The sequence below is a fragment of the Micromonospora sp. M51 genome (assembly GCF_018070305.1).
Lineage (GTDB): Bacteria > Actinomycetota > Actinomycetes > Mycobacteriales > Micromonosporaceae > Micromonospora > Micromonospora parva.
Genome location: NZ_JAGPXZ010000087.1, coordinates 1 through 12,834, shown reverse-complemented (window position 1 = coordinate 12,834; position 12,834 = coordinate 1). Strand labels below are relative to the sequence as shown.

Here is a 12,834-nt window from a genome sequence, read left to right as displayed (position 1 = left end):
CTGACCGCCATGCGGTGGAACTCCATCGTGCCCGCGTACTCGGTGTCGTGTCCTTCGACCTCGACCCGGGTGACCAGGCCGATCACCACCTGCTCGATGGCTGCCTCAGCGTCGCCACCGACGAGGTTCACCTGCCCGTCGAGGGTCAGGCCGGGCCGGGTGTTGGGGTTGGTCAGCACGGTGTCCACGCTGGGACCGCCCACACCGAACGCGCTCAACATCTTCTTGAAGACCATCGGAACTCCTGTGCGACGCCGACCGCTCCACGCTGGAGTCGGACGTTGACTCGACCGGCACCCTATCCAGCACCCCTGTGAGATGGCTGTGAAGCGCCGCGCGACGCTCCGCCGGCGTGGCGTTTCGGGAGCAGGCCGAGCCAATTGACTGGTGGCGAGCCTGTGGAGCTGATGCCGCAAACGATTCAGGCGGTCGACCTCGATCACGCATCAGGGCGCGAAATCGCCGTCCTTCACCCCGTCGACGAACGCCATCCACCCGCCCGCCGGGTAGACGAGGGTCGCCGCCGCGCGATCCTTGCTGTCCCGCACCGCCACTCGACCGGAACCGTCCAGAACCGGCCCCGCCTCGACGCAGCTACCACCGTTGCTGTTGCTCCGGCTGCTGACGTGCCAGGCCACCGCGGGTAAGGCTTCACTCATGGCAGTCCCTCCTTGATCTCCGCGATCAGCTCGGCCGCCTCGCGCCGACCCAACGCGACACCACGAAGCCGATCGTACGCAAGCGCGTAGCGCTTCGACGTTGGAGATTCCATGAAGCGGCGCCCGCCCAGCGTCTCGGCATAGGCGACCTCCGGGTATGGCTTGGGCATCCCGAAGAGTACGAACGAGCCATCGAGACCGGCGTGCAGCCCCACCCGTGATGGCAGCACGCGAATGTCAATGTTCGGTTTTCCAATCAGGTCGCCCAGGTGGTGGAGTTGGCCGCGCATCACGGCAGTGCCACCGACGGGGCGGCGCAGTACGGCTTCATCGATGATCGCCGCCACCCGGACAGCCGGGTCTCGCGTCAGCACACGTTGACGGTCGATCCGGAGCTGTAGCCACTTGCCGACCGAGAATTCTGTCGCGCCTTCCCCTTCCGCGTTGCGGATCACTGCCTCCGCGTAAGCCGGCGTCTGCATGAGGCCCGGCACGAGAAAGGCATCCCACGAGTAGATGCGCTCGGCCCTACTCTCCAGCCATGGGAAATCGATGAATGAGGCATCGACCAGCTCGTCATAGTCGTCGTCCCATCGATCCGTTCGCCACGCATCCTCGGCAAGCTGGATGAAGCGATTCCGCTCGCGCCCGTCGTGCTCGCCGTAGAGGTCGAGCAGCGACACGACGACTCCACGCCGGAACGGCCACTCGGCGCGCTCCCAGCGGGCAATGGACGAAAAGTCGCGCTCCAGGAACTCCGCGGCCTGCTTGAGCGTGATGCCGCGCTGCTCCCTCAGCTGCCGCATCTGCTGACCGAGCCACTGAGCACGCAGCGTCTGCACGAACGATTCACGCCTGGCGGGCATGGTGCACCTCTCCTCGCGGACCCTCAAGACGAATTTTGTTGGTGTCGTTGCACCAATTCCGGCGCCACTGGAAACGTGGCCTTCGGGTGAGGGTGATCGCCGGCCCCCGGGGACGCCCGGTGCAAACACGGCAACCGCGGCTGTGCCAACAGCCGAGAAGGTGACGAGAGACGGCTTCGCGAGTGGCAGGCGCATACCGGCTCTCGTCGGGTCTCAACTAGAGCGTCGGGATGTGCGAATCCCGGCTCCGAACCGACTTGAACGAATAACTACCACGGCCCAGGGCGCCTTCGCGACCCTGACCCGCCCATCGGTCGACGACGCGCGAGGTGATGAATGACCCGAGGGACGCTCTACGACGGCACGCCCCACGGCGGCGCTCGGCTGGCTCGGCTGCACCCGAGCCAGGTCCGCGACCGGCAGTTCACCGTCGTCGGTTTCGGCCGACGAGGCGTGGACCCCGCAGAGGTACGACGGTTCCTGCACCGCGTCGCGCTCGACCTGGCGACGCTGCACCATGATGTGGCTCGACTCAGCGAGGAGAACGCCCGGGTGAAGCGAGCGCTGCGCGACTGGCAGAGCACCTGGTCCGAGCGGCGTCAGCCGTGAGCCCGGGATGGGAGCATCAGTACAGCGGGCTCTTCACGCCGTTGCCGCGGTTCGCTCTTGAGGCGTACACGGAGGGGCCTCGGCATGTGATCCACCTGCCGGTGGCGGTCACCGACCTGGCCGAGGCAGCGGACCTGGCGCGGACCATCGCCCGGTCGCTGGCCTCCACGCCGCAGGTCGACGTCGGCGGCATCACGGTGTCGGCCGAGGACGCGCAGCACGTACGACATTGGGTCTTCTGCGACCGGCTCATGCCCGATCGCCGCCGCTGCGCGCGGCAGGCCGACCACGCTGGAGCCTGCCTGCCCAACGACAGCCAGCGAGGCGCTCGGGCCCCACCCCGCTTTCCGCGATCTTGCGTTTTCTGTGGCGACTTAAAGGGCAATACAGGCATATCGACGTCCGAAAGCGCAAGATCGACGGCGTGGGGCGAGAGCGCGGCGCGAGGGCTTCAGGCCGCGTTGACGATGACCAGCTCGCCGACCTGTTCGCCGATCGTGGTGCGGGCCTCGGCGGGCAGCCCGACGTCGGTGATCAGCACGTCGGCGGCCTCCAGCGGGGCGATGGTGGCGATGCCGATCGTCTCCCACTTGGTGTGGTCGGCGAGCACCACGAGCCGGCGGGCCGCGCCGATGAGGCACCGGTTGACCCCGGCCTCCAGCAGGTTGGGCGTGGTGAAGCCGGTGCGTGGGCTCAGGCCGTGCACCCCGAGGAACAGCAGGTCGACGTTGAGCGCGCTGATCGCCGCCTCGGCCACCGGCCCGGTCAACGCGTCCGACGGGGTACGGATGCCGCCGGTCAACACGACGGTCTGGTCGGCGCGGGGGTTCTGGTACAGCGCGTCGGCCACCGGGATCGAGTTGGTCACCACGGTCAGCCCGCGTACGTCGGACAGGAGCGTGGCCAGCGCGGCGGTGGTGGTGCCGGCGGAGAGCGCGATGGCCATCCCCGGCTCCACCATTGTCGCGGCCCGCTCGGCGATGGCCCGCTTCTCCGCCTGCTGGCGGATCGACTTCGCGGCGAAGCCGGGTTCCTCGGCGGAGCCCGGCCCGGCCAGGGTCGCCCCGCCGTGCACCTTGTCGACCAGGCCGCGCTCGGCCAACACCTCCAGGTCACGACGGATCGTCATGTCGGACACACCGAACCGGCTGACGAGCTGACTCACCCGCACCCCGCCACGTTGGCGGATCAGATCGAGGATGGCGGTCTGCCGCTGCTGGGCGAGCATGTGGGGAACCTCCTTCGCGCCGTGCCGGTCGTACGGATCACTGCCGATCCTCACGGATGACAGCCACCTCACCGGCCGGCACCGTCAGCTCACCGGCACACGGTGTGCCACTGAGCAGCTCGACGCCGTGCGCCGGCAGGCGTACCTCCGTGTCGGTGTGGTTGATCGCGAAGAGCCAGCTCCGGTCGCCGTCGCGGCGGCGGACCACCTCCACCCCGGGCGGCGCCGACGCCGCCGGGCGGACGCCGGCCTCGGTGAGCAGCCGGGCCACCAGGCGGTCGGTGGCCGGCTCGTCCAGCCGGGTGCCGACGTACCAGGCGGCGCCGTCCCCCACCTGGTGCCGGGTCAGCGCCGGCACGCCGGGCAGCGGCCCATCGGTGTACGAGGCGAGCACCTCCGCGCCCTCGGCGTGCAGCCACTCGGTCCACACGTCGGCGGCGCTGCCGTCGTCGAGTCGGACCCGCTCGCCCTCACGCAGCGGGAAGAACTCCTCGGTCCGGATGCCGAGCAGCTCGCGGAACGCGCCCGGGTAGCCGCCCAGCCGGATGTGGTCGTTGGCGTCCACGATGCCGCTGAAGTAGGTGACCGCGGCGGTGCCGCCGGCCTCGACGTACCGGTGCAGCGCGTCGGCGTCGGCGTCGCTGACCAGGTAGAGGGTCGGCACCAGGACCAGCCGGTAGCCACTGAGGTCGGCCGACGGGTGGACGACGTCGGCGGTCACGCCGGCACGCCAGAGCGAGCCGTACAGGGCGTTCAGCCGGTCGGTGTAGGTGACGTCGACGCTGGGGTGCGAGTCCAACTCGACTCCCCACCACGCCTCCCAGTCGAACAGGATCGCCACGTCCGCGTCCACCCGACTGCCGCGTACCTCCGCGAGGGCCTTGAGGTCCGCGCCGAGCCGGCAGACCTCGCGGAACACCTTCGTGTCCGGCCCGGCGTGCGGCACCAGCGCGGAGTGGAACTTCTCCGCGCCGGCCCGGGAGGCGCGCCACTGGAAGAAGAGCACCCCGTCGGCGCCGCGGGCGACGTGCGCGAGGCTGTTGCGGCGCAGCTGCCCGGGCAGCTTGGCGACGTTGCGCGGCTGCCAGTTGACAGCGCTGGTGGAGTGCTCCATCAGCAACCACGGGTCGCCGCCGGCAACACCCCGGGTGTGGTCGGCGGCGAACGCCAGCCCGAGGTGCGCCTGCGGGTCGGCGGCGGTCAGGTAGTGGTCGTTGGAGACGAGGTCCACGTCGGACGCCCAGGAGTGGTAGTCCATGTGCCTGTCGCCCAGGCCGATCATGAAGTTGGTGGTGATCGGCTGCCGGACCAACGTCCGCAGCATCTCGCGCTCGGCGCGGAGTTGGGCGCGCTGCTCGTCGGACGAGAACCGCAGGAAGTCCAACTGCTGGGTGGGGTTGGCGAAGGTCGGCGCGGTGCGCGGTGGGTTGATCTCGGCCCAGTCGCCGTAGCGCTGACTCCAGAACGCGGTGCCCCAGGCGTCGTTGAGCCGGTCCAGGTCGCCGTAGCGTTCGCGCAGCCAGCCGCGGAACGCCTCGGCGCTGACGTCGCAGTAGCAGTGCACGTTGTGGCAGCCCAGTTCGTTGGAGACGTGCCACATCACCACCGCGGGATGCTCGGCGTACCGGCCGGCGACAGCGCGCACCAGCTCCAGGGAGCGCTCACGGAACACCGGGGAGCTGGGGCAGTACGCCTGTCGTCCACCGGGCCAGAGGATCGCGCCGTCGGCCCGGCGGGGCAGCGTCTCCGGGTGCGCGCGCGCCAACCACGGCGGTGGGCTGGCCGTGGCGGTGGCCAGGTCGACCTGAATGCCGCCGTCGTGCAGCAGGTCCAGCACCCGGTCCAGCCAGCCGAACTCGAAGCGCCCCGCGCTGGGCTCCAGCAGGGCCCAGGAGAAGATGCCGACGGAGACCAGGTTGACCCCGGCCCGGCGCATCAGGTCGATGTCCTCCGACCACGTTTCCTCGGGCCACTGCTCGGGGTTGTAGTCGCCACCGAAATAGATGCTGTCACCCTGCCATCGCCGCATGACAGCTGAGGGTGCACCCGCCGGTCCACGGAAGTCAACAGGTTCCAACATCGAGATTCTTTCCAACGTTTACCAGGTAACGGCCGTGTCACGACTGGGTTATCAGAGGCGAACAGCCCTCTTGACAGCACACGACCGCAGGGTAGCTTGAGGCCCCAATGGCCGTTCGTGTTCGCCAATGTGGATTCTCGGTGGATCTCAATGTGTGATCACGACGCCGGACCTGCCTTCACCACCCTGATGACCCTTGGGCGTAGCACCTCTTCATCCGCAGGAGGCACAGATGTCCCGTCCCCAAACCCAAGCCGAGTACCTGGCTCGGCTCGTACCGCCCTCAGTCGCCGGCATCAACCGGCGGTCGTTGCTGGCCGCGGCGGCCGGCACGGGCGCGCTGCTCGGCACCGGACTGCTCGCCGGCTGCGGCGACGACTCCGGCTCCGGCGGGTCCAGCACTGACGTGTCGCTCGGCTCGAACCAGTCGGATCCGAAGCCGAAAGAGGTCCTCGTCAAGGTCACCGACGGCTTCAAGACCTCGTCCGGGGTGCAGGTCGCGGTGAACACCGTCGACCACAACACGTTCCAGGAAAACATCAACAATTACCTGCAGGGCAAACCGGACGACGTCTTCACCTGGTTCGCCGGCTACCGGATGCGCTTCTTCGCCCAGAAGGGCCTGGCCAGCGACATCAGCGACGTGTGGGGCAAGCTTTCCGGCTTCTCCGACGCCTTCAAGAAGGCATCGACCGGCGACGACGGCAAACAGTACTTCGTACCGGCGACGTATTACCCGTGGGCGGTGTTCTACCGCAAGTCGGTGTGGCAGCAGTACGGCTACCAGGTGCCCACCACGCTGGACCAGTTCACCGCGCTCGGCGCGCAGATGAAGCGGGACGGCCTCATCCCCATCGCCTTCGCCGACAAGGACGGCTGGCCGGCGATGGGCACCTTCGACATCCTCAACCTGCGCATCAACGGTTACCAGTTCCACATCGACCTGATGGCCGGCAAGGAGGCCTGGACCTCCGACAAGGTCAAGAAGGTCTTCGACACCTGGGCCGGCCTGCTCCCCCTGCACCAGCCCGACAGCCTCGGCCGCACCTGGCAGGAGGCCGCGCAGTCGTTGCAGCAGAAGAAGAGCGGCATGTACCTGCTCGGCCTCTTCGTCGGTCAGCAGTTCAGCAACGACGAGCAGGACGACCTCGACTTCTTCACCTTCCCCGAGATCGACCCGGCCATCGGCGCCAAGGCGCTGGACGCCCCGATCGACGGCTACATGATGGCCCGCAAGCCCAAGAACGAGGACAACGCGCGCAAGCTGCTGGAGTACTTCGGTGGCAAGGCCGCCGCGGACATCAACCTCAAGAACGACCCCGCCGTCCTGGTCGCCAACAGTGGCGCGGACGTCGGCGGCTACACGGCGTTGCAGAAGAAGGCCGCCGAACTGGTCGGGTCGGCCACCGAGATCGCCCAGTTCCTCGACCGGGACACCCGGCCGGACTTCGCCTCCACGGTGATGATCCCGGCGATCCAGCAGTTCATCAAGAACCCCAAGGACATCGACGGGCTCACCTCGTCCATCGAGAACCAGAAAAAGTCGATCTTCACTGACTGACGGCGGAAGGGGAAGGACATCGTGTCCGACCTGCCCCTGATCCAAGCGGATCGCGCCGTGCCGCCGCCGGCCACGACCACCTCCACGGGTGGCCGTCGCCGGCGGCTACGGCTCCTGTCCCGCACCGACCGCGTGGTCATCACGCTGATGGTGCTCGTCCCGCTGCTGCTCGTCACCGGGTTCGTCTGGCTGCCGGCGGCGGCCACCGTGCTGCTCTCCGGCACCAACTGGGACGGCATCGGCCCGCTCAACGAGATCGAGTTCGTCGGCGCGCGCAACTACAGCGACGTGGTGAACATCTACCCGCCGTTCGTGCCGGCGATCCAGAACAACCTGCTCTGGCTGGCGACGCTGTTCGTGGTCGCCACCCCGTTCGGCATGTTCCTGGCCGTGCTGTTGGACAAGGAACTGCGCGGCAGCCGCTTCTACCAGACCGCGCTCTACCTGCCGGTGGTGCTCTCACTGGCGCTCATCGGCTTCGTCTGGCAGCTGCTCTACTCCCGGGACCAGGGCCTGATCAACGCCGCCTTCGGTAGCAGCATCGACTGGTACGGCGACTCGAACGTCAACATCTGGGCGGTCATGGTCGCCTCCGGGTGGCGGCACGTCGGGTACATCATGCTGCTCTACCTGGCCGGCCTGAAGGGTGTCGATCCGTCGCTGCGGGAGGCCGCAGCCGTCGACGGCGCCTCGGAGAGCCGGACGTTCTTCCGGGTCGTGTTCCCGGTGCTGCGGCCGATCAACATCATCGTGCTGGTGGTGACCGTGATCGAGTCGCTGCGCGCGTTCGACCTGGTCTGGGTGGTCAACAAGGGCCGCAACGGACTGGAGCTGATCTCCGCGCTGGTCACCCAGAACGTGGTGGGTGAGGCGAGCCGGATCGGCTTCGGCTCGGCCCTGGCGACGATCATGCTGGTCGTCTCGCTGGTCTTCATCACCATCTACCTGGCGACCGTGATGAGGGAGAACCGGGAATGAGCACCGCGACCGTCACCCGGCGTACCGAGGGTGAGCCCGACGCACCGCCGCGCCGCCGCGCGCTGACCCCGATGCGGATGCTGCTGCACGGCTTCCTCATCGTCGTCTCGTTGGCCTGGCTCTTCCCGATCGCCTGGGCGGTGCTGACCTCGCTGCGCTCGTACGACTACACCGCCCGCAACGGCTACGTCTCGTTCGGCGGCTGGACCTTCGACAACTACGTCACCGCCTGGCGGACGGCGGAGTTCGGGCAGCACTTCCTCAACTCGGTGTACATCACCGTGCCGGCGGTGCTGCTGACCCTCTTCCTCGCCTCCTGCGTGGCGTTCGTCATCGCCCGGTTCAGTTGGAAGCTCAACCTCGTCCTGCTGGGGGTCTTCACCGCGGCCAACCTGCTGCCCCAGCAGGCGCTGCTCATCCCACTGTTCCGGCTGTTCACCGAGGTGCCGCTGCCGGAGTTCATGAGCGACTCCGAGCTGCTCTACGACAGCTACTGGGGCCTCATCCTGATCAACGTGGCCTTCCAGTGCGGTTTCTGCGTCTTCGTGCTCAGCAACTACATGAAGGCGCTGCCCCGTGACCTGTACGAGGCCGCGATGGTCGATGGGGCGAGCATCTGGCGGCAGTACTGGCAGGTCACCATGCCGCTGTGTCGGCCAGCCCTGGCCGCGCTGGCGACGCTGGAGGTGACCTGGATCTACAACGAGTTCTTCTGGGCCACCGTCCTCATGCGCACCGGCGACAAGTTCCCGGTGACCAGCTCACTGAACAACCTGCGCGGCGAGTTCTTCACCGACAACAACCTGGTCTCGGCGGGCAGCGTGCTCGTCGCGATCCCCACCCTGGTGATCTTCTTTATGCTCCAGCGGCACTTCGTCCGGGGCCTGACCTTGGGAGCCTCCAAAGGATGACGATCCTGCACCTGCGCCGCGCGCGGACCAGCCTGGTGCTCGACGCGCGCGGCCCGGGACTGCCCCAGGTCGTGCACTGGGGCGGCGACGTCGGCGACCTCGACGACGACGGCCTGCGCCAGCTCACCGACGCGACAGCACCGCCGGTGGTGCCGAGCAGCTTCGACGAACCGACGGTGCTGTCAGTGCTGCCGGAGGCCAGCGCGGGTTGGAGTGGCCGCCCGGGGCTGGCCGGGCACCGCGACGGGCGGGACTGGTCCACCTGCTTCCGCCTCGACGGGTTGGACGTGCGCGACGGCGGGCCCGGCGCGGCGCGGGTGACAGTGCGGGCCTCGGACCCGGCCGCCGGGCTGACCGTGACCATCGAGATCACGCTCGACCCGTACGGCCTGCTGACCGTCCGGCACCGGCTGCGCAACGACGGCGACAGCGGGTACGAACTGCGGGAGCTGACACCGGTGCTGCCGGTGCCGGCGGTCGCCACCGAACTGCTCGACCTGACCGGCCGGTGGTGCCGGGAACGGTCCCCCCAGCGGCACCCGTGGCAGCACGGCACCTGGGTCCGTGAGAGCCGGCGTGGTCGTACCGGGCATGACGCCACACTGCTGCTGGTGGCCGGCACCAGCGGCTTCGGCTTCGGCCACGGCGAGGTCTGGGCGGTGCACACCGCGTGGAGCGGCGACCACGTCACGTTCGCCGAGCGTCGGCCCACCGGCGAGTCGACGATCGGCGGCGGTGAGCTGCTGGCTCCCGGGGAGATCCGGCTCGGCCCCGGCGAGTCGTACGAGACTCCCCTGCTCTACGCGGTCTGGTCCGACGCCGGGCTGGACGGGCTCAGCGACGTGCTGCACACCCACCTGCGGGCCCGCCCCGGGCACCCGCGCTCCCCCCGCCCGGTGACCCTCAACGTCTGGGAGGCGGTCTACTTCGACCACGACCTGGACCGCCTGCGGGCACTCGCCGACCGGGCCGCGCAGATCGGCGTGGAGCGGTTCGTGCTCGACGACGGCTGGTTCCGCGGCCGGCGCGACGACACCGCCGGGCTCGGCGACTGGTACGTCGACGAGGGTGTCTGGCCGGACGGCCTGCAACCGCTGATCGACCACGTCACCGGCCAGGGTCTCCAGTTCGGCCTCTGGGTCGAGCCCGAGATGGTCAACCCCGACTCGGACCTGTTCCGCGCGCACCCCGACTGGTTGCTCGCCGTGCCGGGGCGGCTGCCGCCGGCCTGGCGTCACCAGCAGGTGCTCGACCTGGGCCGCCCCGAGGCGTACGACTACGTGCGGGAACGCCTCGACGCGCTGCTCACCGACCACCCCGGCATCCGGTACCTCAAGTGGGACCAGAACCGGGACCTCACCGAGGCCGGGCACCACGGCCGCCCCGGGGTGCACGGGCAGACCCTGGCGGTCTACCGGCTCCTCGACGAGTTGCGCGGTCGCCACCCGGGCGTGGAGATCGAAAGCTGCTCGTCCGGTGGGGCCCGGGTGGACCTGGCCATCCTCGCGCGCACCGACCGGGTCTGGGCCAGCGACTGCAACGACGCCCTGGAGCGGCTCAGCATCCAGCGCTGGACGGGGTTGCTGCTGCCACCGGAGCTGATCGGCACCCACATCGGCCCGGAACGCTCGCACACCACCCGCCGCGTCCACGACCTGGGCTTCCGGGCGGCGACCGCGCTCTTCGGCCACCACGGCATCGAGTGGGACATCGCGTCGATCAGCATCGCCGAGCAGGCCGAGCTGGCCGCCTGGGTGGCACTGCACAAGCGGCTGCGCCCGCTGCTGCACTCCGGCCGGGTGGTCCGGGTCGACCACCAGGACCCGGCCGTCTGGGCGCACGGCGTGGTCGATCACGAGCAGACGCGAGCGGTGTACGCGGTGGCCCGGCTGACCACCTCGGTGGCGCAGGTTCCCGGCGCGGTACGGCTACCCGGCCTCGACCCCGGCCGGCGGTACCGGGTGCGGCAGGTGTCGGACGTACCAGCCCCGGCGACCTTCGACCTGTCCGCGCCCGCGTGGTTGGCGGCGGGTGTGACCCTCAGCGGGGCAGCGCTGACCCGGGTGGGTGTGCAGCTGCCCGCCCTGCACCCGGAGCAGAGCCTGGTGCTGGAGGTCGACGCGGTCGGCTGACAGGATTCTCTGGAAAAAGTTGTGGCCGGGGTGTCGAGAACGGCAGAGCCTGCTTCTACCTCAGGGTGAGAGCACCGACGAGGGTGCGCGGGCGTGAGGAGCCAACCATGAAGTACATGCTGCTGATGCAGTTCAGCGCCGCCGGGGCCGACTTCCCGAGCATCGACACCTGGACCCAGGACGAGGTGCGGGCGCACATCGCCTTCATGGGCGAGGTCAACGACAAGCTCACCGCCGCCGGGGAGTGGGTCGACGGCCAGGGCCTCGGTGGCCCGCAGCAGGCCCGGATCGTCCGGGCTGGTCAGGGCGGGACGCCGGTCGTCACCGAGGGGCCGTTCGCCGAGACGAAGGAGTTCCTGGCCGGCTTCTGGATCGTCGACTGCGAGAGCCCGCAGCGGGCCGTGGAGGTGGCCGCGTACATCTCCACCGCACCCGGCCCCGGCGGTCGGCCGCTGAACATGCCGATCGAGGTGCACCCGGTGATGTCCGCTCCGCCAGCGGAGCTGTGAGGGCTGAACACCGAGCCCCGCGTCGAGGACCTGCTGCGCGAGTTGGCGCCGCAGGTCCTCGGCGTGCTCAGCCGCCGCTTCGGTGACTTCGCCACCGCCGAGGACGCGGTGCAGGAGGCGCTGCTGGCCGCCGCCACCCAGTGGCCGTCCGAGGGCCTACCGGTGAACCCCCGTGGCTGGCTGATCCAGGTCGGTTACCGCCGGATGATCGAGCTGGTCCGCGGTGAGCAGGCCCGACGCCGCCGGGAGGACCTGGTCGCCCGGCAGGCCCCGGACGACCGGCAGTACGCGCCGGCACCGGACGAGGAGTTGGCCGCCGAGCGGGACGACACGCTGGTCCTGCTCTTCCTCTGCTGCCACCCGGCGCTCGCGCCGACGTCGGCGGTGGCGCTGACCCTGCGCGCTGCCGGTGGGTTGAGCACCGCCGAGATCGCCCGCGCGTTCCTGGTGCCCGAGGCGACGATGGCGCAGCGGATCAGCCGGGCCAAGCAGCGCATCCGGGCATCCGGGCTGCCGTTCCGGATGCCCGAGCCGGCGGAACGGGCGGACCGGTTGGTCATCGTCCGGCAGGTGCTCTACCTGATCTTCACCGAGGGGCACACCAGCACCAGCGGCCCGCACCTGCGCCGGATCGACCTCGCGGCGGAGGCGATCCGGCTGACCCGTGCACTGCACACGCTGCTGCCCAACGACAGCGAATCGGCCGGGCTGCTGGCGTTGATGCTGCTCACCGAGGCCCGCGGGCCGGCACGGACCGGCCCCTCGGGTGAGCTGATCTCACTGGCCGATCAGGACCGCAGCCGCTGGGACGCCTCGGCGATCGCCGAGGGCATCACACTGGTCACCCGGGCCCTGCCACGTGGGCCGGTCGGCCCGTACCAGGTGCAGGCCGCCATCGCCGCCGTGCACGACGAGGCGCCAAGCACGGAGCAGACCGACTGGCCGCAGATCCTGGCGCTCTACGAGGTGCTGGAACGCCTCGCCGGCAGCCCCGTGGTGGCGCTCAACCGGGCCGTGGCGACGGCCATGGTGCACGGTCCCGCCGCCGGCCTGGCCGCCCTCGACGCGCTGACCCACGACCCGCAGTTGGCCGGACACCACCGGCTGGCCGCCGCCCGCGCCCACCTGCACGAGATGGCCGGTGACCGGGCCCGGGCGATCGCCGACTACCGGACCGCCGCCGCCCACACGTGCAGCCGCCCCGAACAGCTCTACCTGAGCATGCGGGCGGCCCGACTGGCCGCCGAGTCCGAGGGCGGCCCGCCGACTGCTGTGGAGGTCGAGGTGTCGGCGCTCGGCCT

Annotated in this window: 12 protein-coding genes and 1 pseudogene; 8 read left to right on the top strand and 5 right to left on the bottom strand. The window is 69.7% G+C overall.

Features of this window, described 5'->3' with window-relative positions:
- From KBX53_RS07555 to KBX53_RS07545, 3 genes are all read right to left on the bottom strand, one after another.
- Positions 1 to 236: sporulation protein (locus tag KBX53_RS07555; protein WP_210858248.1), on the bottom strand; the 236-nt coding region annotated here is incomplete at its 3' end.
- A 210-nt stretch (positions 237 to 446) separates the two neighbouring features.
- Positions 447 to 659 (bottom strand): DUF397 domain-containing protein, encoded by a 213-nt coding sequence (locus tag KBX53_RS07550; protein WP_210858247.1) that lies wholly within the window; start codon positions 657 to 659, stop codon positions 447 to 449.
- Positions 656 to 1,525, bottom strand: coding sequence for a helix-turn-helix transcriptional regulator (locus KBX53_RS07545; protein ID WP_030333575.1), 870 nt, complete (start codon positions 1,523 to 1,525; stop codon positions 656 to 658). The genes KBX53_RS07550 and KBX53_RS07545 overlap by 4 nt, the downstream gene beginning before the upstream one ends.
- A gap of 336 nt (positions 1,526 to 1,861) precedes the next feature.
- On the opposite strand from KBX53_RS07545, the gene KBX53_RS07540 reads away from it, so the two are divergent.
- Together KBX53_RS07540 and KBX53_RS36220 are read left to right on the top strand one after the other, a co-directional pair.
- Positions 1,862 to 2,134 (top strand): DivIVA domain-containing protein, encoded by a 273-nt coding sequence (locus tag KBX53_RS07540; protein WP_030333573.1) that lies wholly within the window; start codon positions 1,862 to 1,864, stop codon positions 2,132 to 2,134.
- Between the two features lie 86 nt (positions 2,135 to 2,220).
- Positions 2,221 to 2,424 (top strand): annotated as a pseudogene (locus KBX53_RS36220) (hypothetical protein); the annotation flags it as partial.
- Positions 2,425 to 2,585: 161 nt separating this feature from the next.
- On the opposite strand, the gene KBX53_RS07535 reads toward KBX53_RS36220, so the two are convergent.
- Complete coding sequence (locus tag KBX53_RS07535) at positions 2,586 to 3,362, bottom strand: DeoR/GlpR family DNA-binding transcription regulator (RefSeq protein ID WP_030333571.1); 777 nt, start codon at positions 3,360 to 3,362, stop codon at positions 2,586 to 2,588.
- Between the two features lie 37 nt (positions 3,363 to 3,399).
- Entirely contained in the window at positions 3,400 to 5,391 is a 1,992-nt protein-coding gene (locus tag KBX53_RS07530) for a beta-galactosidase (protein WP_210858246.1), read from the bottom strand.
- A gap of 283 nt (positions 5,392 to 5,674) precedes the next feature.
- Between KBX53_RS07530 and KBX53_RS07525 the strand changes: the two genes are divergently transcribed.
- From KBX53_RS07525 to KBX53_RS07500, 6 genes are all read left to right on the top strand, one after another.
- The gene (locus KBX53_RS07525; protein ID WP_210858245.1) at positions 5,675 to 7,003 is read left to right on the top strand and encodes an ABC transporter substrate-binding protein; all 1,329 of its coding nucleotides are present in this window, start codon (positions 5,675 to 5,677) and stop codon (positions 7,001 to 7,003) included.
- Positions 7,004 to 7,024: 21 nt separating this feature from the next.
- Complete coding sequence (locus KBX53_RS07520) at positions 7,025 to 7,981, top strand: carbohydrate ABC transporter permease (protein ID WP_030333565.1); 957 nt, start codon at positions 7,025 to 7,027, stop codon at positions 7,979 to 7,981.
- Positions 7,978 to 8,892 (top strand): carbohydrate ABC transporter permease, encoded by a 915-nt coding sequence (locus KBX53_RS07515; protein WP_210858244.1) that lies wholly within the window; start codon positions 7,978 to 7,980, stop codon positions 8,890 to 8,892. Before KBX53_RS07520 ends, KBX53_RS07515 begins: the two co-directional genes overlap by 4 nt.
- The gene (locus KBX53_RS07510) at positions 8,889 to 11,024 is read left to right on the top strand and encodes an alpha-galactosidase (RefSeq protein WP_210858243.1); all 2,136 of its coding nucleotides are present in this window, start codon (positions 8,889 to 8,891) and stop codon (positions 11,022 to 11,024) included. The genes KBX53_RS07515 and KBX53_RS07510 overlap by 4 nt, the downstream gene beginning before the upstream one ends.
- Before the next feature lie 107 nt (positions 11,025 to 11,131).
- A complete protein-coding gene (locus KBX53_RS07505) occupies positions 11,132 to 11,533 on the top strand; it encodes a YciI family protein (RefSeq protein ID WP_030333559.1) in 402 nt (133 codons plus the stop codon).
- Between the two features lie 42 nt (positions 11,534 to 11,575).
- Positions 11,576 to 12,834: DUF6596 domain-containing protein (locus tag KBX53_RS07500; protein ID WP_309140724.1), on the top strand; the 1,259-nt coding region annotated here is incomplete at its 3' end.